Annotated in this window: 24 protein-coding genes; 9 read left to right on the top strand and 15 right to left on the bottom strand. The window is 63.6% G+C overall.

Annotated features, from left to right (window positions below; genetic code table 11):
* Window positions 1-4 precede the first annotated feature (4 nt).
* Genes ACF8K2_RS09200 through ACF8K2_RS09220 form a run of 5 tightly spaced genes read left to right on the top strand, consistent with a single transcriptional unit; the run spans window position 5 to window position 4,585 of the window.
* Window positions 5-367: an STAS domain-containing protein gene (locus tag ACF8K2_RS09200; protein WP_264233645.1), complete on the top strand. Its 363-nt coding sequence runs from the start codon at window positions 5-7 to the stop codon at window positions 365-367.
* Complete coding sequence (locus ACF8K2_RS09205; protein ID WP_186555236.1) at window positions 364-768, top strand: ATP-binding protein; 405 nt, start codon at window positions 364-366, stop codon at window positions 766-768. Before ACF8K2_RS09200 ends, ACF8K2_RS09205 begins: the two co-directional genes overlap by 4 nt.
* Entirely contained in the window at window positions 759-1,775 is a 1,017-nt protein-coding gene (locus ACF8K2_RS09210; protein ID WP_392464460.1) for an ATP-binding protein, read from the top strand. The genes ACF8K2_RS09205 and ACF8K2_RS09210 overlap by 10 nt, the downstream gene beginning before the upstream one ends.
* Complete coding sequence (locus ACF8K2_RS09215; RefSeq protein ID WP_392464462.1) at window positions 1,768-2,643, top strand: sensor histidine kinase; 876 nt, start codon at window positions 1,768-1,770, stop codon at window positions 2,641-2,643. The genes ACF8K2_RS09210 and ACF8K2_RS09215 overlap by 8 nt, the downstream gene beginning before the upstream one ends.
* Window positions 2,633-4,585 (top strand): response regulator, encoded by a 1,953-nt coding sequence (locus ACF8K2_RS09220; protein ID WP_392464464.1) that lies wholly within the window; start codon window positions 2,633-2,635, stop codon window positions 4,583-4,585. The genes ACF8K2_RS09215 and ACF8K2_RS09220 overlap by 11 nt, the downstream gene beginning before the upstream one ends.
* Before the next feature lie 164 nt (window positions 4,586-4,749).
* Here the strand turns inward: ACF8K2_RS09220 and ACF8K2_RS09225 are convergent, their stop codons facing one another.
* From ACF8K2_RS09225 to ribBA, 5 genes are all read right to left on the bottom strand, one after another.
* Window positions 4,750-5,898, bottom strand: coding sequence for an ABC transporter ATP-binding protein (locus ACF8K2_RS09225; RefSeq protein WP_392464466.1), 1,149 nt, complete (start codon window positions 5,896-5,898; stop codon window positions 4,750-4,752).
* A gap of 20 nt (window positions 5,899-5,918) precedes the next feature.
* Complete coding sequence (locus ACF8K2_RS09230) at window positions 5,919-6,728, bottom strand: ABC transporter permease (RefSeq protein WP_186555240.1); 810 nt, start codon at window positions 6,726-6,728, stop codon at window positions 5,919-5,921.
* A 6-nt stretch (window positions 6,729-6,734) separates the two neighbouring features.
* Window positions 6,735-7,652, bottom strand: coding sequence for an ABC transporter permease (locus ACF8K2_RS09235; RefSeq protein ID WP_392464469.1), 918 nt, complete (start codon window positions 7,650-7,652; stop codon window positions 6,735-6,737).
* Window positions 7,649-8,674 (bottom strand): polyamine ABC transporter substrate-binding protein, encoded by a 1,026-nt coding sequence (locus ACF8K2_RS09240; RefSeq protein ID WP_186555242.1) that lies wholly within the window; start codon window positions 8,672-8,674, stop codon window positions 7,649-7,651. The genes ACF8K2_RS09235 and ACF8K2_RS09240 overlap by 4 nt, the downstream gene beginning before the upstream one ends.
* Before the next feature lie 186 nt (window positions 8,675-8,860).
* Window positions 8,861-9,982 (bottom strand): bifunctional 3,4-dihydroxy-2-butanone-4-phosphate synthase/GTP cyclohydrolase II, encoded by a 1,122-nt coding sequence (ribBA, locus tag ACF8K2_RS09245; RefSeq protein ID WP_186555243.1) that lies wholly within the window; start codon window positions 9,980-9,982, stop codon window positions 8,861-8,863.
* Between the two features lie 77 nt (window positions 9,983-10,059).
* On the opposite strand from ribBA, the gene ACF8K2_RS09250 reads away from it, so the two are divergent.
* Window positions 10,060-10,350: a DUF1330 domain-containing protein gene (locus ACF8K2_RS09250; RefSeq protein ID WP_392464472.1), complete on the top strand. Its 291-nt coding sequence runs from the start codon at window positions 10,060-10,062 to the stop codon at window positions 10,348-10,350.
* Between the two features lie 132 nt (window positions 10,351-10,482).
* Window positions 10,483-11,367, top strand: coding sequence for a LysR family transcriptional regulator (locus ACF8K2_RS09255; RefSeq protein ID WP_186555245.1), 885 nt, complete (start codon window positions 10,483-10,485; stop codon window positions 11,365-11,367).
* A gap of 112 nt (window positions 11,368-11,479) precedes the next feature.
* Here ACF8K2_RS09255 and ACF8K2_RS09260 read toward each other — a convergent pair whose 3' ends face one another.
* Window positions 11,480-12,892: a purine-cytosine permease family protein gene (locus ACF8K2_RS09260; RefSeq protein WP_392464475.1), complete on the bottom strand. Its 1,413-nt coding sequence runs from the start codon at window positions 12,890-12,892 to the stop codon at window positions 11,480-11,482.
* Between the two features lie 345 nt (window positions 12,893-13,237).
* A complete protein-coding gene (locus ACF8K2_RS09265) occupies window positions 13,238-13,690 on the bottom strand; it encodes an Lrp/AsnC family transcriptional regulator (protein WP_186555247.1) in 453 nt (150 codons plus the stop codon).
* Window positions 13,691-13,801: 111 nt separating this feature from the next.
* Here ACF8K2_RS09265 and ACF8K2_RS09270 point away from each other — a divergent pair, with 111 nt between their 5' ends.
* Both ACF8K2_RS09270 and ACF8K2_RS09275 read left to right on the top strand, forming a co-directional pair.
* The gene (locus ACF8K2_RS09270; protein WP_392464478.1) at window positions 13,802-14,416 is read left to right on the top strand and encodes a LysE family translocator; all 615 of its coding nucleotides are present in this window, start codon (window positions 13,802-13,804) and stop codon (window positions 14,414-14,416) included.
* Between the two features lie 180 nt (window positions 14,417-14,596).
* Window positions 14,597-16,807 carry an ATP-binding protein gene (locus ACF8K2_RS09275; protein ID WP_392464480.1) on the top strand — a complete coding sequence of 737 codons (2,211 nt, stop codon included), beginning with the start codon at window positions 14,597-14,599 and terminating at the stop codon, window positions 16,805-16,807.
* Window positions 16,808-16,810: 3 nt separating this feature from the next.
* Here the strand turns inward: ACF8K2_RS09275 and ACF8K2_RS09280 are convergent, their stop codons facing one another.
* The 8 genes from ACF8K2_RS09280 to ACF8K2_RS09315 form a co-directional block, all read right to left on the bottom strand.
* Entirely contained in the window at window positions 16,811-18,982 is a 2,172-nt protein-coding gene (locus ACF8K2_RS09280) for an ATP-binding protein (RefSeq protein ID WP_392464482.1), read from the bottom strand.
* A 96-nt stretch (window positions 18,983-19,078) separates the two neighbouring features.
* Window positions 19,079-19,642: an NUDIX hydrolase gene (locus ACF8K2_RS09285; RefSeq protein WP_027595373.1), complete on the bottom strand. Its 564-nt coding sequence runs from the start codon at window positions 19,640-19,642 to the stop codon at window positions 19,079-19,081.
* 2 nt (window positions 19,643-19,644) lie between these two features.
* Complete coding sequence (locus ACF8K2_RS09290; RefSeq protein ID WP_186555251.1) at window positions 19,645-20,397, bottom strand: GntR family transcriptional regulator; 753 nt, start codon at window positions 20,395-20,397, stop codon at window positions 19,645-19,647.
* Window positions 20,398-20,487: 90 nt separating this feature from the next.
* A complete protein-coding gene (locus ACF8K2_RS09295) occupies window positions 20,488-20,877 on the bottom strand; it encodes a carboxymuconolactone decarboxylase family protein (RefSeq protein WP_186555252.1) in 390 nt (129 codons plus the stop codon).
* A 195-nt stretch (window positions 20,878-21,072) separates the two neighbouring features.
* Window positions 21,073-21,558, bottom strand: a complete 486-nt coding sequence (locus ACF8K2_RS09300; protein ID WP_186555253.1) for a flavin reductase family protein — start codon at window positions 21,556-21,558, stop codon at window positions 21,073-21,075.
* Window positions 21,559-21,572: 14 nt separating this feature from the next.
* A complete protein-coding gene (locus ACF8K2_RS09305) occupies window positions 21,573-23,054 on the bottom strand; it encodes an aldehyde dehydrogenase (protein ID WP_392464485.1) in 1,482 nt (493 codons plus the stop codon).
* A complete protein-coding gene (locus ACF8K2_RS09310; protein ID WP_186555255.1) occupies window positions 23,051-23,884 on the bottom strand; it encodes an alpha/beta fold hydrolase in 834 nt (277 codons plus the stop codon). Before ACF8K2_RS09310 ends, ACF8K2_RS09305 begins: the two co-directional genes overlap by 4 nt.
* 60 nt (window positions 23,885-23,944) lie before the next feature.
* The gene (locus ACF8K2_RS09315) at window positions 23,945-24,541 is read right to left on the bottom strand and encodes an amino acid synthesis family protein (protein ID WP_003256068.1); all 597 of its coding nucleotides are present in this window, start codon (window positions 24,539-24,541) and stop codon (window positions 23,945-23,947) included.
* Window positions 24,542-24,669 lie beyond the last annotated feature (128 nt).

Genomic DNA, 24,669 nt, shown 5'->3' on the forward strand with positions numbered 1-24,669 from the left:
GGCGATGGAGCGTATCCCTATCTTGCAGATGGGCGAGTTCCTGCTGGTGACCATCCAGGTGGACATGCACGACCAACTGGCCTTGCGCCTGCAGGACGACCTCACCGCGCGCCTCGACCACACCTCGGCGCGGGGCGTGTTGATCGATATCTCGGCGCTGGACATGGTCGACTCGTTCATCGGCCGGATGATCGCCAGCATCTCCAGCTTGTCGCGGATCATGGACGCCGAAACCGTGCTGGTCGGCATGCAGCCCGCGGTAGCCATTACCCTGGTCGAACTCGGCCTGACCTTGCCGGGGGTGAGCACTGCGCTCAACGTTGACCGCGGGATGAATCTGCTGCGTCAGCGGGTAGGGCGACCATGAGCATTCGCGACAGCGGCAGCCAACCGGTGCGACTGGAGCAGGACGTGGTACTGGCCCGACAACTGGCGCGCAGGATTGCCAGCGACTGCGGCATGCGCCTGGTCGACTTGACCAAGCTGGTCACGGCGGTCAGCGAACTGGCCCGTAACACCGTGGTGTATGGCGGTGGCGGCGATATGGACTGGCAGGTCATCGAGGACGCCGGCAGGGTTGGCTTGCGCCTGGTATTTCGCGATGAAGGCCCCGGTATCGCCGACGTCAAGCTGGCGTTGACCGATGGCTGGACTTCTGGCTCAGGCTTGGGCCTGGGGCTGACCGGCGCGCGCCGGCTGGTCGATGAATTCGAACTCGACACCGCTCCCGGGCAAGGCACCCGGGTAACGATCACCCGATGGACATGAACCTTGCCGCCAGCCTGACCCAGGTCTTGCGCCTGGATGATCACAGCCAGGTGGGCCACGCCCGCCGGGTGGTGCAGAAACTGGCCGAACAGCAGGGTTTTGCCCCTGCCGATGCCGGCCGAGCGGCGCTGGTCGCAACCGAGCTTGCCAGCAATGTGCTCAAACATGCCGGGCGCGGCGAGTTGCACTTGCGGGTGCTGCCTCATGATGGCGGGCACGGTCTTGAGCTGCTGGCAGTGGATCGCGCCAAAGGTTTCGATGTACATGCTTGCCTGGCCGATGGCTACTCGACCGGCGGCACCCAGGGCATTGGTCTGGGCGCGGTCAGTCGCCTGGCACAGGTGTTCGATGTGCATGCCGATGAGCGTGGCGCAGTGGTCTTGGCGCGGCTGTACCGCGAGGGCGCCAGTGGGCCGGATGTGCGGGTCGGGGTCAGCCAGCATTCCCTGCATGACGACCCCGCCTGTGGTGATTCGTGGCACGTGACCCTGGGTAAGCAACGACTGAGCGCACTGCTTATAGATGGTCTGGGTCACGGTGAGGAGGCCGAGCGAGCCGCCAAGGCCGGGGCCCAGGAGTTTGCCAGCAACCCGTTCAGTGAGCCGCAAGGCTTGCTTGGCGAGCTGCACCACGCCATGGCTGGTACCCGCGGCGGCGCGGCGGCCATCGCTCAGTACGATGCCAGCGGCGACAGCCTGGCGTTCATTGGTATCGGCAATATCGGCGCCACCTTGGTGGGCGGCGAACGGCCGCGGGGCCTGGCCTCGCACCCCGGCATCGTCGGGGGTCAATACCGCAAGGGCCAGGTGTTCGACTACGCTCACGTGAAGGGAAATCTGTTGATCATGTTCAGCGACGGCCTGCAATCGCGTTGGAACCTTCAAGCCTACCCCGGCCTGGCCTCGCGCCACCCGGCCGTGATCGCCACCGTGCTGCACCGCGACTTCTGCCGCGGGCGGGACGATGTCACGGTGCTGGTTATCGACCTGGAGACAGTGCATGCCTGAGCCGTCGCCCAACACCACCGCCGAGCAGGCCGCCCTGGTGGCGCGCTTGCAGGCGGAAAACCAGGCCTTGCGCGGCGAGTTGGAAGAAACCAACCAGGGCGTGCTGGCGCTGTATGCCGAGTTGGATATCCAGGCTGAGCAACTGCGCCAGGCATCGGACCTGAAAAGCCGCTTCCTTTCCTACATGAGCCACGAATTCCGCACGCCGCTGGGCTCGATCCTGAGCATTACCAGCCTGCTCGCCGACGAAGTGGACGGGCCGCTGAGCAAAGAGCAGCAGTTGCAGGTGGCGTTCGTCAGCAGCGCTACCCGCGAGCTCAGCGACATGGTCGATGACTTGCTGGACCTGGCCAAGATCGAGGCCGGGCGCATCACCATCTCGCCGGCCTGGTTCGACATGCTCGACCTGTTTGCCGCCTTGCGCGGGATGTTCCGGCCGATCGTCGATACCGGGTCTGTCGATCTGATGTTCGAAGAACCACAGGGCCTGCCCCAGCTGTATACCGACGACAAGAAGCTGACCCAGATTCTGCGTAACTTCATTTCCAATGCCCTGAAGTTCACCACCCGAGGCGAAGTGCGGGTCTCGGCCCAGTTGCATGGCAGCGATCAGATTCGCTTCGCCGTTACCGATACCGGCATCGGCATTGCGCCAGAGCTGCTCGAAGGCCTGTTCGAGGACTTCGCCCAGCTCGACTCGCCACTGCAAAAGCGTCTGCGCGGCACTGGCCTGGGGTTGTCGCTGTGCAAGCGTTTCGCCGCCTTGCTGGGGGGCGAAGTGGGGGTGGACAGCGTGCCAGGGGAGGGTTCGGCGTTTTTTGTGATCATTCCATTGGCCATCGCCCAGGAGAGCGTCGATGAACCCTGACATCCGCCTGCTGATCGTCGACGACAACGCCGCCACGCGTTACGCGCTGCGCCGGCGGCTGGCGCTGCACGACTATCAGGTGCTGGAGGCAGGCACCGGTGGCGACGGCCTGGCGATGATCCGCAACGAGCAGATCGATGCCCTGATTCTCGATGTCAACCTGCCGGACATGAGTGGGTTCGACATCGTGCGCCTGCTGCGCGCCGATCCGGCAACCGTGTTGCTGCCGGTGATCCACGTGTCTGCCGCGTCGATCCAGACCGGCGACATCATCACTGGCCTGGAAGCGGGCGCCGACGCCTACCTGGTGCACCCGGTCGATCCGGACGTGCTGCTGGCGACCCTGCGCACCTTGCTGCGAGTGCGCGACACCGAGCGTGCCCTGCGCGAGAGCGAAGCGCGTTTTCGTGAGATCTTCAGCAATGTTTCGGCGCCGATTGCAGTCTTGGACGCCACACTCAAGGTGCATGAGTGCAACCAGGCCTTCGCCCAGCTGATCCAGGACAACCGCCACCCGGAAACCTTGCGTGAGTGCTTTGCCAGCGATCAGCAAGGCGAATTGGCGCTGTTGCGTCAGCACCTTGCCGATGGCCAGCGCTGGCGTGGCACCTTGGCCATGACCGTGCAAGGCCTGCCGCGGGATACCGAGTGGCAGCTGTCGCCTTATCGCTCCCCCGGCTTGTGCCTGGTGTTCGTCGAAGACGTCACCGAGCACCGCCATCGCGAGCGTTCGCACCTGGCCCGCCTGGATGACGCCAACACCCAGCTGGCCCATGAAGTCGCCCAGCGCGCACGCAGCGAAGCGCAGTTGTTGCAACTACAGAAGATGGATGCGCTGGGCAGCCTCACCGGCGGTATCGCCCATGACTTCAACAACTTGCTCACCGGCATCATCACCAGCCTGGAATTGATCCGCAAACGGGTTGCGGAAAACCGCGTGGAGAAAGTCCCAAGCTACGCCGAGGCCGCCTTGAGCTCGGCAATGAGCGCGGCATCGCTGACCCATCGCTTGCTGGCCTTCGCCCGCCAGCAGCCGCTCGATACCCGGCCAGTAGATGTCAACGAACGGGTGCGCTCGCTGGAGGAGTTGATCACCCGCACCATCGGCGAGCGCATCGAGCTGCAACTGCAGCTCTCCAGCCGCCCGGCGATTGCCCTGGTCGATCCGATCCAGCTGGAGAGCGCAGTGCTCAACCTGGTGATCAATGCCCGTGATGCCTTGGCCAAGGGCGGGCATATCTGGGTCAATACTGCCGCGACCTGGTCGCATGGCGACCCCAACTTGCAGGACGGCCCCTATGTAGCGGTGACGGTGCGCGATGATGGCAGCGGCATCGAGCCGCAATTGCTGGAAAAGGTCTTCGATCCATTTTTCACCACCAAACCGGTCGGACAAGGCACCGGGCTTGGTTTGTCGACCATCTATGGGTTCGCTCGCCAGTCTGGGGGGCATGTGGCGATTCGAAGCCTGCCAGGGCAGGGCACCGAAGTGACCCTGCTGCTGCCGGCCAGTACCCAACAAGCGGCCAGTGCTGATCGCGCACCCCAGGTCGACCAGAAGGGTGCCGGCGAGCATGTGCTGATCGTCGAGGACATGGCTTCGGTGCGCCTGTCGGTGGCCGAGGCGCTGGCCGATGCCGGCTATCGTTGCACCTTGGCCGAGACCATTGAGCAGGCGCTGGACCATTTGCGCGAAGACGCCGGGATCGAACTGTTGCTGACCGATGTCGGCTTGCCGGGGATCAGTGGCCGGGAGTTGGCGGACATGGCCCGCACCTACCGACCGGGGCTGCCGGTGCTGTTCATGACCGGCTACGCCGAGACCGCGTTGGATCGCCAGGCGTTTCTTGGCACGGGGATGGATATGCTGATCAAGCCGTTCCAGATTGGTGAGTTGCTGGACAAGGTGCGGCGTAGCTTGGGGCAGCTGGCCGCAGGTTGAAACGTTGTACTTGCTGGCCTCATCGCGGGGCAAGCCCGCTCCCACGTTGCTTGATTGCCACGTCCTCTGGCGCCTAGCCAAGCGTGGCGCCCATGCTTGGCTCCCAGGTTCTTCGCCTCATGAGCCAAGCGTGGGAGCGGGCTTGCCCCGCGAGAGGTCGCCGATCAGTGTGCCCCAGCGGCCTTGCTCAGATCGCTCTCGCCCCACTCGGTATAGATACAGGCATCGGCCACCGCCCAGCGCACCTTGACCGTTTCCCCTGGCTGCATCGGCATCCCCGCCGCCGACAAGGCCTTGACCGTCATCTCAGTGCCGCCGGCAGTGACCACATGGCACGTCTGGCTCTCACCCAGGAACAACACCTCGGCGACCTTGGCACTGACCTCGTTCCAACCCGCTGGGAGTGGCTCGCGCGCAGCTTGCTCGGCACTCAAGGCCAGGGCTTTTTCCGGCCGCACCATGATCAGCGCGTCCTGTTCGGCGACCAGCCCAGGGGTCAGGCGAATTGCCAGTGCATGGCCCTCGAAGCTGCCCGCGCCATTGCTGCTGGCCTTGATGCGCAGGAAGTTGGAGTTGCCCAGGAACGAGGCGACGAAGGCATTCGGCGGATTCTGGTAAAGGTCATAGCCACTGCCCAGTCCGACGATCTTGCCGTGGCTGAAGATGGCGATGCGCTGTGACAGGCGCATGGCTTCTTCCTGGTCGTGGGTGACGTAGACGATGGTGATGCCCAGCCGGCGATGCAGCTGACGCAGTTCGTCCTGCAGGTCTTCGCGCAGTTTCTTGTCCAGCGCGCCGAGCGGTTCGTCCATCAACAGGATCCGTGGCTCGTAGACCAGCGCCCGGGCGATTGCCACCCGCTGCTGCTGGCCACCGGAAAGCTGAGCAGGGCGGCGATGGGCGAACGGCTCCAGTTGCACCAGCTTGAGCATCGCATCGACCCGCTTGGCGATCTCGCCAGCGCTGAGTTTGCGGATCGCCAAGGGGAAGGCGATGTTGTCGCGCACCGACAGGTGCGGGAACAGCGAATAGCGCTGGAACACCATGCCGATGTCGCGCTTGTGCGGCGGGACGTTGACCAGCGACAGCTGATCGACCAGGATCTCGCCGCTGCTGGGCGTCTCGAAGCCGGCCAGCATCGACAGCGTGGTGGACTTGCCCGAGCCGCTGGAGCCGAGGAAGGTGAGGAACTCGCCATCCTGGATGTCCAGGTTGATGTTGTCCACGGCGGTGAATTCGCCGTAGTGCTTGTTCAGGTTGCGCAAGCTGACCAGGGTCTGGTTGTGCGCGTTGTCTTTGCTCACTGCACTCATTGTTATTGTCTCCGGGGCGTTCAGGCGCTGGCTGGGTTGCGCCGGCGCAGGGCGGCGGCGATGAGCATGACCAGGATCGACAAGCCGATCAGCAGGGTCGAGGCCACCGCAATGACGGGGGTCAGGTCCTGGCGCAGGGTGGTCCACATCTTCACTGGCAGGGTCTGCAAGTTGGGGCTGGCCATCATCACGCTCAGCACCACTTCGTCCCACGACACCAAAAAGGCGAACAGGCCGCCGGCGATCATCCCTGGGCGAATGGCCGGGAAGGTCACCTTGAAGATCGCTTGCAGCCGCGAGGCGCCGCAGATGACCGCGGCGTCTTCGATCGACTGGTCGAACAGCTTGAGCGAGTTGATGATCGAGATGATGGTGAACGGCAGGGCGACGATCACATGGCTGACCACGAAGGCGAACAGCGTGCCGGTGTAGCCAAGCTTGAGAAACAGCGCGTACACCGCCACGGCGATGATCACCAGCGGCACGATCATCGGCAGGGTGAACAGCCCGTAGAGCATCTCCCGGCCAGGAAAGCGCCCGCGTACCAGGGCGAAGGCGGTGGGCAGGCCCAGCGCCACTGCACAGATCGTGGTCAGCACGGCGACCTTGAGGCTGGCCAGGGCGGCCTCCATCCACTCAGGGTTGGAGAAGAACTGGCCGTACCACTTGAAGGTCCAGCCCGGCGGCGGGAATACCAGCCACTGCGACGAGCCGAACGACAGCAGGACGATGAACAGGATCGGCAGCAACAGGAAGGCTGCGATCACCCCGGTGGTCAGGTACAGGCCAACCCGCAGCGGGCGGCCCATGGCATTGGGCGTCAGGAGCATGGCGGCTTACCTCGCGTTACCAACCGGCGATTCCGGTTGCAGCTTCAGGTACAGGTAGAAGAGCACCAGGGTGATCAGTACCAACAGGGCAGCAGCGGCGCTAGCCAGGCCCCAGTTGAGGAACGACTGCACCTGCTGGACGATGAACTCAGGCAGCATCATGTTCTGCGCGCCGCCGAGCAGGGCCGGGGTGACGTAGTAACCGAGCGACATGACGAACACCATCAAGGCACCGGAGAACAGCCCCGAGCGGCACAGCGGCAGGAACACTTTCCAGAAGTTGGTCCAAGGGCTGGCGCCACAGATGGAACCGGCCTGCAGCACCATCGGGTCGATCGCGTGCATGGTCGCCTGCAGCGGCAGGACGATGAACGGGATCATGATGTAGCTCATGCCGATCACCACGCCCGTGAGGTTGTGGACCATTTCCAGCGGCGCATCGATGATCCCCATGGCCATCAGCGCCTTGTTGATCACCCCCGAGGCCTGCAGCAGCACCAGCCATGAGTAGGTGCGCGCGAGCAGGCTGGTCCACATCGACAGCAGTACGATGTTCAGCAGCCAGCGGCCCCAGCCCTTGGGCACCAGGGTGATCGCCCAGGCCAGTGGGAAGCCCAGCAGCACGCTGATCAGGGTCACCAGGCCGGCCACCGAGAAGGTGTTGAACAGCACCCGCGCATAGGCCGAGTTGGCAAAAAGCTGCTCGTAGTTGCCCAGCCCCGGCACTGGCTCCAGCACCCCGCGCAGCAGCAGGCCGATCAGCGGGGCGAAGAAGAACAGGCCAAGGAACAACAGGGCCGGCAGCAGGTTGCGGCTGCCACGCCAGCGTTGGCTCAAGCTCGGACGGTGCATGGCCGCTCCTGATGCGCCGCTGCCGCTGGCGGCACCTTGCGCGTTGTGCAGGGCATTGATGGCGACTTTCATTTGACCAGCCACTCATTCCAGCGGGCAGCGATGGCCTGGCCGTTCTTCGCCCAGTAGGCGAAGTCCAGCGTCACCTGGTCTTGAGCGTAGGCGGTCGGCAGGTTGGAGGCGAGCTCGGGTTTGAGCTGGCTGACGCTGTCCAGGTTGACCGGGGCGTAGGCCGTCAAGTTGGCGAACTCGGCCTGGCCCTTGGCGCTGGCGGCGTTGGCCAGGAACTTCATGGCCGCATCCTTGTTCTTGGCGCCTTTGGGAATGACCAGGAAGTCGGCCATGACCAGGTTCTGCTTCCAGCTCACCCCAACCGGCGCGCCATCTTGCTGCAGGGCGTAGACCCGGCCGTTCCAGAACTGCCCCAGCGACGCCTCACCCGAGGCCAGCAGCTGCTGCGACTGCGCGCCGCCGCCCCACCAGACGATGTCTTTCTTGATGGTGTCGAGCTTGTTGAAGGCCCGGTCGAGGTCCAGTGGGTAGAGCTTGTCGGGCGCCACGCCGTCAGCCAGCAGCGCCAGTTCCAGCACGCCTGGGCTTGGCCATTTGTACAGGGCGCGCTTGCCAGGGTAGGTCTTGGTGTCGAACAGCGCTGACCAGTCCACCGGCTTGTTGGCACCGAGCTTGCCTTCGTTGTAGCCCAGGACGAAGGAGAAGAAGAACGAGCCGACGCCGTGGTCGGAAACGAAGCGCGGGTCGATGCGCTCGCGTTGGATGGTATTGAAGTCCAAAGGTTCGAGCAGGCCCTCGGCGGCGGCACGCAGGGCGAAGTCCGCTTCTACATCGACCACGTCCCATTGCACGTTGCCGCTTTCGACCATGGCCTTGAGTTTGCCGTAGTCGGTGGGCCCGTCTTGCACGACCTTGATGTTGCTGGCTTTGGAGAAGGGCTCGGCCCATGCCTGTTTTTGCGCATCCTGGGTCGTTCCACCCCAGCTGACGAAGTTCAGGCTGTCGGCGGCTTGGCTGGCCTGGCAGGCCAGGGTCAGCAGGCTGGCGGACAGCACTGCGGTTACACGTTTGCTCAACAGCATGGTTACGCCCTCGTTACTTTTGTTATTCGAGGCGGGTCTGTCACCCGCCATGTGTTCGGGGAGCAGCTATTTCAACGATGTCGTGGGGCCGATTGTGAGTTTAGGATGCGGCCGATAATTTAAGGTCTACGGGATATCATATTATGGTATTCCAAGATTTTGGCAAGCACTCTGGGCGACCGGCCATCACCCTGTAATCGCGGGCTCGAACGGGATGCTCTGCACCACTTCCAGCTCATACCCTGCCAGCCCCGCGTACTTGAGCGGTGGCCCCAGGTGACGCAGCTTGCCCACGCCCAGGTCCTGCAGAATCTGCGCCCCGGTGCCGACCTCCGAGTACACCTTCGATTGCCCACGCTGATACGCGCGCACCGGCTGGGTCAGCTGCGGCACCCGCTCCAACAGCGCTTGGGAAGACTCGTGATTGGCCAGGATCACCACCACCCCCGCACCCTCGTCGGCGACCTTCTCCAGCGCCGCCCACAGGGTCCAGTTGGCCGGCCCGGCGTACTCGGCGCCGACCAGGTCACGCAGCGGGTCGATCACATGCACGCGCACCAGGGTTGGCTGTTCGCGACGGATCTCGCCCATCACCATGGCCATGTGCACCCCGCCCTCGATGCGGTCCTCGTAGGTCACCAGGCGGAAGGTGCCATGCACCGTCGGCAGTTCACGTTCGCCGATGCGTTTGATGGTCTGCTCGGTGCTCAACCGGTAGTGGATCAAGTCGGCGATGGTGCCGATCTTGATCCCGTGCTGGGCGGCGAACACCTCCAGGTCCGGGCGGCGGGCCATGCTGCCGTCATCGTTGAGCACCTCGACGATCACCGAGGCCGGGCTGAAACCGGCCAGGCGGGCCAGGTCGCAACCCGCTTCGGTATGCCCGGCACGGGTCAGTACGCCGCCTTCACGGGCGCGCAGGGGGAAGATATGCCCTGGCTGGACCAGGTCCTCAGGCCGCGCGTTGGGCGCCATGGCGGCAGCCACGGTGCGGGCGCGATCGGCCGCCGAGATGCCGGTGGTGACGCCGCTGGCAGCCTCGATCGACACGGTAAAGGCGGTGCTGAAGGCGCTGCCGTTGCTTGGCACCATCTGCTCCAGGCCCAGCCGTTGGCAGTGCTCGTCGGTCAAGGTCAGGCAGATCAGCCCACGCGCCTGGCGGGCCATGAAGTTGATGGCGGCGGCGTCGCAGTGTTCGGCGGCGATCAACAGATCGCCTTCGTTCTCACGGTCTTCGTCATCCACCAGCAGGACCATCTTGCCTTGCCGGTAGTCCTCGAGTAGTTCTTCGATGCTGTTGAAAGCCATGCTGCACGCTCGCTGTGGTGGTTTGATTTTTATGGTATACCATAATACACAAATACCTGAAGACAGGAGAGCAGTGGATGAAGGCCTATTGGATTGCCCATGTCGATGTGACCGACCTTGAGCAGTACCAGCAATACACCCAGCGCGCACCGGCGGCGTTCAAGGCGTATGGCGGACGGTTCCTGGCGCGGGGCGGGCGTAGCGAAGCGCTGGAAGGGCGACCAACGCCGCAGCGCAGTGTGGTCATTGAGTTCGAGTCGTATGAACAGGCGCTGGCCTGCTACCGCTCGGCCGAGTATCAACAGGCCTGCAGCCATCGCCAGGGGGTAGCGACGGCTGAGGTGATCATTGTCGAAGGGGTAGATTGACTCGCTACTCGCATGCCGCTCAGGTGGCTTGCCTGGCGTTGGGGCCAGCGCTGCCAGCTGTGCAGGGATTAGGCAGCTGCCTCGCTGGGGAAAAGCCGGTATAAAGCGTTCACTGTCAACTGGATAGCGACAATGAACCCTTACGAAGACATGCGTATTTTTGCCCAGGTCATGGAAGCCGGCAGCTTCACCGCCGCTGCCGAGCGCCTGGGGCTGTCCAAGCAGTTCGTCAGCCGCCGCGTGATGCAACTCGAAGAGCGCCTGGGCGTGCGCCTGCTCAACCGTTCGACGCGGCGTCTGGATGCCACGCCATTGGGCCAGCAGTACTACCAGTCGGCCTTGCGTTTGCTCAGCGAAGTGCAGCAGGTCGAGCAAGACATCAGCGGCCAGACCCAGGCGTTGCGTGGCACCTTGCGCTTGAGTGCGCCGCTGTCATTCGCCATGAGCCATCTGGGCTGTTTATTGACGGAGTTCTTGCAACTGCATCGGCAACTGGACGTCGAAGTCGATCTGAGTGACCGGGCGGTGGACCTGATTGGCGAGGGCTATGACCTGGCACTGCGCATTGGTAGCTTGGAGGATTCCAGTCTGATTGCGCGGCGGATTGCCGATATCGAACGGGTCTACTGCGCAAGCCCCGATTATCTGGCGAGACGCGGCACGCCAGCAGTGCCTGAAGCGCTGCGTGAGCATGATTGCCTGCCTTATGGGCATGCACGGCAGGTGCAGTGGCAGTTCAAGCATCAGGGCAAGGCCCTGGCCATTGCGGTGACGGGGCGAATGCGCGCGAACAATGGCGAGCTGCTCAGGGATGCGGCGATTGCCGGGATGGGCATTACCTATCTGCCAGCGTTCATCGTCGAGCGGGCATTGGCAGAGGGCAGGTTGGTCGCACTGCTGGAGCCGTGGACACCGCCAGCGCTGCAGCTGTCGGCGGTGTACCCACAGCACCGGCAAGTGGCCCGGCCGGTGCAGGCGTTCGTGGCGTTTCTGCGTGAGCGCTTGGGGCGGCTATAGGTTGCCTGTGCCGGCCTCTTCGCGGGCAAGCCCGCTCCCACAGAGGCCCCGTCGTGCATCGCGCTGTGGCGCGTCAGAGCGGGGTTGTGGGAGCGCGCAGGTGCTGTCTCTATCAGGCTGCCGCTGCCAGCTTGGCGCTGGTCTGCCGACGGCGATAGGCACTGTCGCGGCTGGCCAGCCACCAGTACAGCGGCGAGGTGATCGCCAGGCCCACCAGCCACGACAGATCGGCGCCGTTGATGTGCTCGGCTACCGGCCCGACATACAGCGGCGTGTTCATGAATGGGATCTGCACCACGATGCCCACGGCATAGGCGATCAGTGCCTGCGGGTTGTAGCGCCCGTAGATGCCGCCATCGACCTTGAAGATCGAGTCGATGTCGTAGTCGCCCTTGTGGATCACATAGAAGTCGATCAGGTTGATCGCCGTCCACGGCACCAGCACGACCAGCAGCACCAGGACCATATCGACGAAGTGGCCGATGAAGTCCGCCGAGGCGAACACCGCCACCACGCAGCAGGCGGCCAGGACGATCAGCGACAGCACCGCGCGGCTCTTTGCGGTCGGGATCCAGCGGTAAGCGAAGGTCTGGATCAGGGTGATGATCGACAGCACTGCGCCATACAGGTTGAGGGCGTTGTGGCTGATCACGCTGAGCAGGAACAGCACCAGCATCAACGGGCCAATTGCGCCGGTGGCGAGTTTGACGGCGTCCATGGTGTCCATGCCCGCCGGGATCGCCAGCACCGCCACCGCGCCGAACACGAACGACAGGCTCGAACCCAGGGCCGAGCCCAGGTAGGTGGTCCAGAACGTCGACGACACCTTCACGTCTGCCGGCAGGTAGCGCGAGTAATCCGACACATACGGCGCGAAGGCGATCTGCCACAGCGCCGCCAGCGATACGGTGGCCAGCCAGCCGGCGAGGTTGAAGCCGCCACGGGTGAGGAAATCATCGCTCTGGACATGGCTGAAGATGTAGCCAAAACCGACCACGATGCCGACCCCCAGGACCCAGGTGCCAATGCGGTTGAGCACGTGGATGAAGCGGTAGCCGATGATGCCGATGATGCCCGAGCCCAGCGCACCGATCACGATACCGACCGGCACTGGAACCGACTCGGCGACCCCATGCAGCGACTTGCCGGCCAGGACGATGTTGGAGGCGAAGAAGCCGATGTACATCACCCCAGCGATGACCACCACCAGCAACGCGCCGAGCGAGCCGAACTGGGCGCGGCTCTGGATCATCTGGGGAATGCCCATCTGCGGGCCTTGCGCCGAGTGCAGCGCCATCAGCACGCCTCCGAGCAGATGACCGACCAGGATGGCGACCATGCCCCACACCAGGTTCAGGTGAAACAACTGCACGCCCAGGGCGCCAGTGACGATGGGCAGGGGCGCGATGTTGCCGCCGAACCACAGGGTGAACAGATCCCTTACCTTTCCATGGCGGTCTTGCGGGGGCACGTAGCCGATCGTGTGTTTTTCTATTAGAGGTGCCGAGTTGGCTGCACTGGTCATGACTGACTCCAAGGCAAGGTGGGGCACGGGGGAGTGCCCGGGTGCGTGCCGGCAAGGGGCGACGCGTTCTTGTTGGAGGGATGATGCGGGGTGCGCAGGGATCGAGAAATTAGTAAATATGTGCTCATGAACCTTAAAAAACCTAAGGCTGACAAAAGGTTAAGAGGTCGCTGGCAGCAAGGAACGGGCCACCGGGCTGAAGGCCGCGGGGTTGGGGGCTTCAAGGTGGTTGGCGTCAGCACGCAGTGAGCCGTGTTGGTGCGCACTGCACGCTCAGAGGGCGAGTAAAAAGCGGGTTTGGGCGGGCCTTTCGCTGGCAGTCGACACAAACCGTGCAGCTGCCAACTACATTGGCAACAACCGATCCTGAATCACTTCTTTCATCACCAGCGTCGAGCTCAGCCGCTTGACGTTGGGGATGCTGGTCAACTGCTCGTCATAGAGTTTCTGAAACGCCGGGAGATCACGCGCTACCACATGCAGCAGGTAGTCCGGATCGCCAAACAAGCGCTGCGCCTCGACGATCTGCGGAATCTGCGCCAGCGCCGCTTCAAAGTCCGCCACCGGCTGGCGGGTGACTTCGCGCAAGGTCACGAAGACCAGCGCGGCGAAGTTCAAGCCTAGCGCCGCCGGCGCCAAGCGTGCGTGATAGCCAACAATGGCGCCAGATTCCTCCAGTGCTTTCAAGCGTCGATGGCAGGGCGAGAGGCTCAAGCCGACGCGCTCGGCCAGGTCGGTCACCGACAAGCGACCGTCTTGTTGCAGCTCGGCAAGGATCTTGCGATCGGTTCTGTCCATTTGGGAAGAATCTTCCAGTAATTGTTCGCAGGGAGGGAATATACGAAAGAAAATCCCTCGGCGATATCCGTAATCTTTCTTCATCCAAAGCTGATCTGAAGGAAGACTCAAGTGGCTATCAGTGTGTTGGCGGCGTTCTGGGCCGTATCGTTGCTGTTTGTCATTACCCCGGGTGCCGATTGGGCCTACGCCATCTCGGCGGGTATGCGTGGACGCTGGGTGATGCCTGCGGTAGCTGGCATGCTCTCGGGGCACTTTCTCGCGACACTGGTGGTGGCTGCCGGGGTCGGTAGCCTGATCGCCGGGCATCCGCTGGCACTGTCGCTGCTGACCTTGGCTGGCTCCGCTTACCTGCTGTGGTTGGGCGGTAATCTGCTGTTGCGCCCGGCAGCGCCCGAAGCGGCCCAGGCCGATGAAGCAGGATCGGGGGCACGCTGGGCGCTCAAGGGATTTTGCGTCAGCGGTCTGAACCCCAAAGTGTTCTTGCTGTTTCTGGCCTTGCTGCCACAGTTCACCGATCCATCCTCAACTTGGCCGCTACCGCTGCAGATTCTGCTGCTGGGGTTGGTCCACCTGTTCAGCTCGCTGGTGGTCTACCTGCTGGTCGGCTACGGCGCCAAGGCTGTATTGCGCAGCCGCCCGGCGGCGGCGAGGCTGGTCGGCAGAGTGTCGGGTTCGGCGATGATGGTGATCGGGGTGAGTTTGATAGCTGGGCACCTGATCTAACGGTAGGCGCTGGCGCAGCCTGCGATGGGCTGCAAGGCAGCCCCCTGGGGCGACATCTATCGCTGGCGTATTGGCTGTCGACAACTAACTGTTGAGCCCAGCGGAACGTCTGGCGTTCTCTGATTTCTTATCCATCAGGTAGATGGCACTGTGCCTAGGGCAACCGATGGTCAGGATGAAATGAAATCAGTTTCGGACAACGACGCAAACTCCCCGCATGGCGCGATGCCGAGCTTCTTGCTCGGTGGCGGCACGGTCAGCACGTTGTTGCAGTCGTTGGACTGGGACACCTCGCCATTAGGGGCGCCGGCCGATTGGTCCGCCAGCCTGAAAACGCTCATGGCCACTATTCTTCCGGCCAAGGCGCAGATCGTGTTGTTCTGGGGCGCCGACTACGTAGCGCTGTACAACGAGGCGTATGCGCCGACTATCGGAGCCAAGCACCCACGTGCCCTGGGCCGACCGGGGCAGGAGAACTGGAGCGAGCTGTGGGACGATCTTGAACCGCTGCTGCGCGGGGTGCGCGAAACCGGCGAAACCTTTTCGGCCAATGATCGGCCGTTCTATATCGAACGCCGAGGCTTAGGTGAAACGGCCTACTTCGATGTCTCCTACTCAGCCGTGCGCGAGGCCGATGGCAGCGTTGGCGGCGTGCTCTGTATCGTTACCGAAACCACCGAACGGGTGCAGTTCCAGCGCCGCCAGGCCTTTCTGCTGGAGCTGGGGCAAGCGTTGCCAGGCATGGACGAGCCTGAGGCCATCGAAGCCTACGCGCTGCGCCGGCTGGGCGAGGAGCTTGGCGCCTCACGGGTTTTTTTTGGCGAAGATCTCGGCGATGGTCAGCACCTGCGGGTTGCCCGCGACTGGGTCGATGGCGTGACCTCGCTGACCGGTGAGCAGAACTACCAGGCCTTCGCTGCGCAATTGCACGATCAACTGGCCAGCGGCATGAGCGTGCAGAGCGATTTCCCCGCGGGCACTTCGGCCGATCTGTGCGCCAGCTTGCATGTGCCGGTGCTGCAGGCGAGCGGTTTGGAGGCGATGCTGACGGTGCAATTTCATACCCCTCATGTGTTCGTCGAGGACGAGTGCCTGTTGGTCCAGGAAACCGCCAAGCATGTCTGGAAGGCCATTACCCACGCCCGCGCCGAGCGGGCCTTGCGCGCCAGTGCTGCACACCTGGAGGCGACCTTTGCCGAACTTATGGCGCTCAATGAGAGCCTGGAGGAGCGCGTCGCCAGCATGCTCAGCGAGCGCGAAGCGGCGATGCTGCAACTGCACGAAGTGCGCAAGATGGAAATGATCGGCCAGCTGACCGGTGGCATCGCCCATGACTTCAATAACATGCTCACCCCGATCATCGCTTCGCTTGAGCTGATCCGCCGCCGCCCGGACGATATCGGCCGCTCGACCCGACTGATCGATGGGGCGCTGCAAGCGGCGGATCGCGCGCGCAACCTGGTCGGCCGCCTGCTCAGCTTCGCGCGCCGGCAGACCCTCAAGCCCCAGGCAGTGTCACTGGCCATGCTGGTCGGCGACATGCGCGAGTTGATTGCCCGTTCGCTGGGGCCAACCATCGAGGTGGTGGTGCAGATCGATGCGCGACTGCCCAGCGTGCTGGTCGACCCGCACCAGTTGGAGCTGGCAGTGCTCAACCTGGTGGTCAATGCCCGCGATGCGATGAACAGTGGCGGGCGTCTGCTGATCTCTGCCGGTGGCGCCGACACAGGCCCGCCGCGGCCAGAGGGTGTGGCCGGACAACAGCTGTGGCTGCAAGTGGCTGATAACGGCTGTGGCATGGATGAAGAAGTCCTGGCTCGCTGCTTTGAGCCGTTCTACTCGACCAAGGGTGTCGGCAAGGGGACGGGGCTGGGCCTGCCCATGGTGCAGGGCTTGGCAGGGCAATCGGGTGGCGGTTTTGCCATTCATTCGCGCCCGGGTGAGGGCACCCAGGCGACGCTCTGGCTGCCGCAGGGAGAGCCCCATGTGGTCGACGCGGGCAGCCCAGCTCAAGAGCCGCCACGGGCTCGTGAGGCTACGCGGGTGCTGCTGGTGGATGACGAAGAGATCGTGCGCCATGCCACCGCGCTGCAGTTGCGCGATCTGGGCTATGAGGTGAGCGAGGCCGCCAGCCCGGCGCAGGCACGCGCCTTGATCGCTCAGGGGCTGGTCATGGATGTGCTCGTCACCGACCAGATCATGAGTGACGAGACCGGCGCCCAGTTCGCCCATCAACTGCGCCAGCAGCATCAGGACCTGCCCGTGTTGATCATCACCGGCTACGCCAACCTCTCGCCGCGTGAGCTGTACGGTTTCGAGGTGCTGCGCAAACCCTTTCGCCGCGCAGAGCTGGCTGAAAGCCTGGCGCGGCTGCTGCGGATCAGCGCCTGAGACTCAGGCTGTCCCCAGCACTTTTTCCAGCAGTTGGCACACCTGCTCGGCCGAATAGGGCTTGGCCAGGAACGCGAAGCCCTGATGCCCCCCTTCAGCCATGGCCTCGTTGTAGCCAGAGGTGAGGATCACTGGCGTCTGTGGGCGGCTGCGACGCAGCTCCTTGGCCAAGGCCAGGCCGACCATGCCGGGCATCACTACATCAGAGAACACCGCATCGAACTGTCCTTGGGCGCCACTCAATTGCGCCAGGGCATCCTCGGCGCAAAGCGCCAAACTGACCTGATAGCCATGTTCCTTGAGCATCTGGGTGGTGAAACTGCCGACATCGGCGTTGTCCTCGACCACCAGGATGCGCCGTTTGCTGCTGCCGGCCAGGGCCACAGGGGCACTGCTCGGCAGGGCGGTTTGCGGCGAATCTGCCGCGCTTTCCTGGGGCAGGTACAGGGTAAACGTGGTGCCTTGGCCGGCAACACTGTTCACCTGCACATCACCGCCCGATTGCTTGACGAAGCCGAACACCTGGGACAAGCCAAGCCCCGTCCCTTCGCCCGCAGCCTTGGTGGTGAAGAACGGATCGAAAATGCGCTCAAGCAGTTCAGGAGCAATCCCCACGCCACTGTCGCTCACCGAAATCGCTGCAAAGCGCCCGGGCGCGCCGGGCATGCGTTGGTCGGCAACCAGGCGCAAGTGCAGGGTGCCTTCGCCGGCCATGGCATCGCGGCCATTGATCATCAGGTTGATGAGCGCTGTTTCCAACTGGCCAAGGTCGGCGCGGATGTAGCAGGGCGACTCGGGCAGTTCCAGGCTGACCTGGATGCGCGCGCCGGTGGCGGTATCGAGCATTTCCGCCATGCCTTGCAGCCTTGGCCCGGCGTCGAACACCTGCGGGCTGAGCGCTTGGCGGCGGGCGAAGGCGAGCAGATGACCGGTGAGCTTGGCGCCGCGATCGACGGTGTCGGCCATGGTCTTGAGGTAGCGCTGGCGGCGGTTGTCGTCCAGATCCGGGCGCTGCAGAAAGTGCAGGGATGAGCGGATGATGGTCAGCAGGTTGTTGAAGTCATGGGCAACGCCACCGGTCAGCTGGCCGATGGCTTCCAGCTTCTGGGTCTGGCGCAGTATCGCCTCGGTGTGCAGCAACTGCTCGGTACGCTCCTGCACGCGATGCTCCAGGGTGGCGTTCAGCGCCTCCAGCGCAGCCGCCGTCTCGCGCACTTCGGCGTAGGCCTGGACGCGTTGGATATGCGCCCAGCAGCGCTCGGTCACTTCGCTGATCAACGCTTGTTCATAGCCGGTCCACTGGCGCGGGACTCGGTCATGGATGGCCATTAGCGCGGTCAAGCGACCCTCCTTGATCAGCGGCATGCAGATGGTCGCGGTGATGCCGATGGCCTGGAAGGTTGCCGCTTCCTGCGGTTCGAGCTGATTGAGGTTGTCGTTGATCACCAGCGGCAAGCCGGCGCGCAGTTGCTTGACCGCCAGGGTGCCGAAATCGGCCAGGCGGTATTGGCCGACCAGACGTGGTGAGCCTGGTGCCACCGCGTCACCACAGATAGTGAAACCGTCCTGGTCGGCGTCCATTACCGCGTAGGCGCAACTGGACAGGCGCAGGTGCTCGACCAGCATACCGGTGGTGGTGGCCATGATCCGATCAGGGTCATTGGCATCGGCCAGGGCGCGGCTGAGATTGTCGAGAAAGTTCAGTCGCTGGTTGGCAACTACGGTGGCAGTGGTTTCCGTTACCGTGTCGATCATGCCGACGATCTGCCCATGCTGATCGCGGATGGGGCTGTAGCAGAAGGTGAAATAGGCCCGCTCCGGGCCATCACTGCGGTTGATCAGCAGCGGGAAATTCTCGATGAACACCGCTTCGCCCGCCAGCGCGCGGTCGGCCATCGCCTTGATGTCGCTCCAGGCTTCATGCCACACCTCGCTGAATGGCCGCCCTAGGGCTAAGGGTTTTTCGCCGAGAATCGCGCTGAAGGCATCGTTGTGCAGGGTGATCAGCTCATCGCCCCAGAGCACGGCCTGCGGAAAATGTGAGCCCAGGCACAGTGCTACGGTGGTCTTGAGCACGTCTGGCCAGGACTCGAGCGGGCCGAGCGGGGTGGCTGGCCAGTCGTGGTTGCGGATTCGCTCGGCCATGGATCCGCCGCCTTCCAACCATTTCGCCATGGGGTTTGCTGGTCCTTGCATCAGGGAGTGATAAGGGTGCCCTGAGATTGGCTTGCTGGCGAGAGATTTGTGTTGGCAGCGCTAGCCGTGCACAGATCAGCGAATGAAATGCACCTTGCCGGTATCGTCATTGCCCATGTAGATCCCATACACCCCCGCCTGCCGCTCAAGGATATAGCGCTCGAGGATCTGCCGAATCGCCGGGTAGTAGATCTCATCCCAGGGGATCTCATCAGGTTCGAAGAACTTGTAGGCAAGCGTCTCCGGCCCGAACTGGCCGGTCTCCTGCGTGGCGATGGCGCGAAAGATGATGTACACCTCGCTGATCTTTGCCACGCTGAAGATCGAGTAGGGCGAGACGATTTCGGCATGCACGCCGCTTTCTTCCCACACTTCACGCAGCGCCGCCTGTTCGGTGGTTTCACCCGCTTCCATGAAGCCCGCCGGCAAGGTCCAGGTGCCAGGGCGCGGGGGAATGGCGCGCTGGCACAACAGGTACTTGCCATCGCGTTCGATGATGCAGCCGGCGATGATCTTCGGGTTGATGTAGTGGATGTAACCGCAGCCAGTGCAGTGCAGGCGTTCGTGGGTATCGCCAGTGGGAACGCCCCGGGCAAGCTCTGTGGTGCAGTGCGGGCAATAGCGCGGGGCGTTGGGCATGCTTAGCGGCCTATGCGAGGGTCCTTCAGGACCAGGGGCTCGATGATTTCGCGCACCTTGGCGTTGTCATCCTGCTTCTGGCGCAGGTAGTCCAGCGCGACCTTGGCGGCGGCGCGTACGTGGTCGACCGAGGCTTGGTGCGCCGCTTGCGGGTCGCCGCTCTTGATCGCCGCGACGATCTTTTCCATTTCCTGGTTGCTGGCGCCACGACGATTGGCCTGCGACACCGAGGTGGCGCGCAGGTAGCTGATGCGTGCTTGCAGCTGACGCAGCTGGGTGGCGGCGACGCGGTTGCCGGAACCTTCCAGCAGCACGTCATAGAAGCCTTGCACCGATTCGAGCACTTGCTGCAGCTCGCCTTCTTCCAGTGCCTCGCGGTTCACCTCCAGGGCGCGCTCCAGGGCACGGATGTCCTTGGCCTTGGCATTGAGGGTGAACAGCTGGACGATCAGCCCTTCGAGCACGCAGCGCAGCTCGTAGATGTCGCAGGCGTCTTCCAAGGTAATGATTGCCACGCGCGGCCCTTTGGCGTCGGCGAATTCGACCAGGCCCTCGGATTCCAGGTGGCGCAGGGCTTCACGCACCGAGGTGCGGCTGACGCCGAGGCGGTCGCAGAGGTCGCGCTCGACCAGGCGGTCACCGGGCAGCAGGTGGAAGTTCATGATCGCCCCGCGCAGTTTATCGAGCACGATTTCACGCAGGGTGACTGGGTTGCGGTTGACCTTGAAGCTGTCGTCGAGTGGCTGGCGTTTCATCAGGTGCGCTCTTTATGAGGCTGTTGCGCCAACCCGAAGGGCACCCCCGAACCGGGCGCTGCTCCTTGCGGTGGTTCGAACAGCCCGTTGTTAACGGGTTGACTCCGTGTCGGCTTCGGCGAACGCTTCGCGGGCCAGGCGGAAGCTGTCCACCGCCGCGGGCACGCCGCAGTAAATGCCGACCTGGAGCAGGATCTCGCGAATCTGTTCTCGGCTCAGGCCATTGCGCAGTGCGCCGCGGATATGCAGCTTGAGCTCGTGGGGCCGGTTGAGCGCGGAAATCATGGCCAAGTTTATCATGCTGCGCTCTTTGCGCGACAAGCCATCGCGGCCCCAGACGTGGCCCCAGCAGTACTCGGTGACCAGCTCCTGGAGCGGCTGGGTGAACTCGTCGGCGTTTTCGATCGAGCGCTTGACGTAGTCCTCGCCCAGCACCTGGGTGCGGATCTGCAGGCCTTTCTCGTACTTTTCGTTGCTCATTGTCTAGCTCCGAATCAAAACAGGGGCAGCAACCATTGGTGAGAGGGTAGCGCGACCACTAAAAACAGGGTCATCGGCGGTGGCTTTTTCGCGGGCAAGCCCGCTCCCACAGGTACTTCACAGAACTTGGGACCTGTGCGATCCCTGTGGGAGCGGGCTTGCCCGCGAAAAAGCCACTGCCGACTCAAAGGTCTATCAGCCAAGTGGGGGCAGGGCGCCCAGCTTGCCTTTGTGGTAGACCATCGGCGTCACCGGCTCAGCCGGCAGCACCAGGTTCTTCACCGCGCCGACGATGATCGCGTGGTCACCGCCGTCGTACTCGCGCCACAGCTCGCACTCGATGATCGCCGTAGCCTTGCTCAGTAGCGGATTGCCCAGCTCGCTCAGGTGCCATTGAACGCCTTTGGCCTTGTCCTTGCCCTTGCCGGCAAAGGCATAGGCCTCGGCCGTCTGTTCGGCAGACAGCAAGTGGATGGCGAACTGCTTGCTGTCGCGCAGGATCGGGTAGGTGTCCGAGGCGTAGTTGGGGCAGAACAGCACCAGCGCCGGCTCGATCGACAGCGCGCTGAAGGCGCTGGCGGTGATGCCGACGATGCCGCCGTCGGCGTCCAGGGTGGTTACTACCGTGACCCCGGAGGGGAACGAGCCCATCACGTCTTTGTAGATGCCAGGTTCGATCATCTTGGCAGGCCCTCTTAGCGCATCACGAAAGGATCGGGCATCGGCGCGGTGGACAGATTGATCCACACAGTCTTCAGCTCGGTGTAGGCGAGCACCGAATCGATGCCGCTCTCGCGGCCATAGCCGCTGTTCTTGAAGCCGCCAATCGGCGCCATGGCCGAGACTGCGCGGTAGGTGTTGACCCAGATGATCCCCGAACGTACATCGCGGGCAAGGCGGTGGGCGCGGCCCAGGTCGCGAGTCCAGATGCCGGCGGCCAGGCCAAACTGCGAGTCGTTGGCTATCGCCAAGGCCTCTTGCTCAGTCTTGAAGCGAATGACCGCCGCGACCGGGCCGAACACCTCTTCCTGCATGATCTTCATCGAGTTGCTGTCACACTCGAACAGGGTCGGCTCATAGAACCAGCCTTCACCCTCGACCTCGGCACGCTTGCCGCCCATGCGCAGCTTGGCGCCCTCGGCGTTGGCCGCCGCGACCAGGCCTTCGACCACGGCCAGTTGCTGGGCGGTGGCCATCGGGCCCATTTCGCTGAGCTCGTCCTGCGGGTTGCCGATGCGGATGCGCTTGGCGCGTTCGATCAGCCGCTCGACGAACTCATCGAAGATCTCGTCTTGCACCAGCAACCGTGAGCCGGCCACGCAGCTTTGCCCGGAGGCGGCATAGATGCCGGCTACGGCGCCATTGATGGCGCTGTCCAGGTCGGCGTCGGCGAAGATGATGTTCGGCGACTTGCCGCCCAGCTCCAGCGACAGCTTGGCGAAGTTCTCGGCGCTGCTGCGCACCACGTGACGGGCTGTGGCGGCGCCGCCTGTGAAGGCGATCTTGCGGATCAGCGGGTGGCGGGTGAGGGCAGCGCCGGTGCTTGGGCCGTAACCGGTCACCACGTTGACCACACCCGGCGGGAAGCCGGCTTCCAGGGCCAGGCGGGCCAGCTCGAGGATGGTCGCCGAGGCGTGCTCGGACGGCTTGAGGACGATGGTGTTACCGGCTGCCAGGGCCGGTGCCAGCTTGATCGCGGTCAGGTACAGCGGGCTGTTCCAGGGAATGATCCCGGCAACCACGCCCATTGGCTCGTGCACGGTGTAGGCGAACAGGTCGGGTTTATCCAGCGGCAGGGTGCCGCCTTCGAGCTTGTCGGCCAGGCCTGCGGTGTAGTGGAAGAACTCTGGCAGATAACCGACCTGGCCGCGGGTTTCGCGGATCAGCTTGCCGTTATCGCGGCTTTCCAGCTGGGCCAGGTGCTCTTTGTTTTCGGCAATCAAGTCACCCAGGCGGCGCAGCAGCTTGCCCCGTGCCGTGGCGCTAAGGCCACGCCAGGCTTGGCTGTCGAAGGCGCGCTGGGCCGCTTGTACGGCCAGTTCGACGTCGCCTTCATCGGCATCGGGCAGTTGCGCCCAGGCCTGGGCGGTCGCCGGGTCGAGGCTGTCGAAGGTCTTGCCGCTCTGGGCATCGCGCCATTGGCCGTCGATGCACATCTGGAAACGAACGAGGGTCATGCAACAATCCCCTTGGCGGATTCGGTGAGGGTGCGGGCTTGCCTGAGGAAGTCCAGCAGCATCTTGTTGACTTCGCGCGGCGCTTCTACCGGCATCATATGCCGTTGTTCGGCGAGGACCACGCTGTGCGCACCGGGAATGCGCGCGGCGAGCTGGCGGGTCATGGCCGGGGTCGAACCTTGGTCGAGCTCGCCGGTAGCGATCAGGGTCGGTACCTGGATCGTGCCCAGGTCGTCTGCGCGATACATGTCCTGGGTGGCGAACAGCGAGTATGTGGTGTGGTAACCCTGGGGGTCGTTGCTGGCCAGGACCTGGCGAATCGCCGCGACCTGGGCCGGGTTGGCGGCCTTGTATTCGCGGCTGAACCAGCGGTCCAGGGCGGCATCGACGTTGGCGTCCGGCCCTTGTTCAGCCGCCTGGGCGGCGCGGGCGATAACCCCTGCGCTCTGCTCTGGGGTGCGGTTGAACACGCTATTGAGCACTACCAGCGCGGACAATCGCTGCGGGTAGTTCAGGGCAAAGGCGCGGGCGACCAGGCCACCCATGGAAAAACCGATCACGGTGGCTTGAGTAATCTGCAAATGATCGAGCAATTCGGCCAATTGCGCGGCGTAGCCTTCCAGCGGTGTGTCAGCGGCAGGCAGGTGGCTCTGGCCGTGGCCGAGCATGTCGTAGGCGATGACTCGGTAGTCGTTGGCCAGGCCGACGAACTGCCCACCCCACATTTCCTTGTTCAGGCCCACGCCGTGGATCAGCACCACAGGCTGGCCCTGGCCTTGGCTCAGGTAACTGGTCCCGGCCGGTGTACGTTCAGCTACAGGCTGAATCATGGTGGGGCGCTCCTTGAAGGCCGGGGCTTGCAGGCAATGCCCCAGCGCTTCTGGTTGTTGTTATTGAGCGTTGGCCTTCTCGGCGGCCAGTTCTTCCAGGTCGATATAGCGGTTGCCGATGCGCGGGTGCAGGCGGCCGCCGTCAGCGGCGCCCAGGACCACGACGATTTCGTCGGCGCGCGGTGCGTCTTCGATCTGCATTTCCAGGGTGATGTAGTGCGAGCGCAGGCCTTCGTCGTCCTTTTGCATCATCGGGATCTGGATCGAGGTGCCAGGGCCACCGCGCTTGTTGGTGAAGCTCAGGTAGCTCTTGGCCTGGACCGCTTCGCGGTAGTGGTTGCCAAAGCGCAGGGTGTGGATCACCGCCGAGGCGTGTTCGATTTCGCCGTCGGCGCCGACCACCGCCGCCTTGCCGTAGGCCTCGATCTTGTCGGCACCTCCGATGGCAGCGGTCAGGCGCTCGACCATCAGTGCACCCAGCTCGGAGCAGTTGGCGCGGATTTCCGGCTTCAGATCTTCAACGAACCCGCGGCCAGCCCACGGGTTCTTGATCACCACGGCCAGGCCGACCATGGTCACCGGTTTGTCGGTGGCCTTGCCGCCTTCGATGCGGGTCTCTTCGGAGTAGGTGACGATCTTGCGGATTTCGAAACTCATGGGCAGCTCCTGTGGAGGGTTATCAGGTCTTGTTGTCTGATGGTATACCATAATATTTGTAGTGCAAGAGGTGGTCGGAAATTTCTCTGTCCAGAGGATGAAAGGTCCTTTGTCAGCTTGAGCCTTTT

It is taken from the genome of Pseudomonas sp. xss_2 (assembly GCF_043104195.1).
Classification (GTDB): domain Bacteria; phylum Pseudomonadota; class Gammaproteobacteria; order Pseudomonadales; family Pseudomonadaceae; genus Aquipseudomonas; species Aquipseudomonas urmiensis.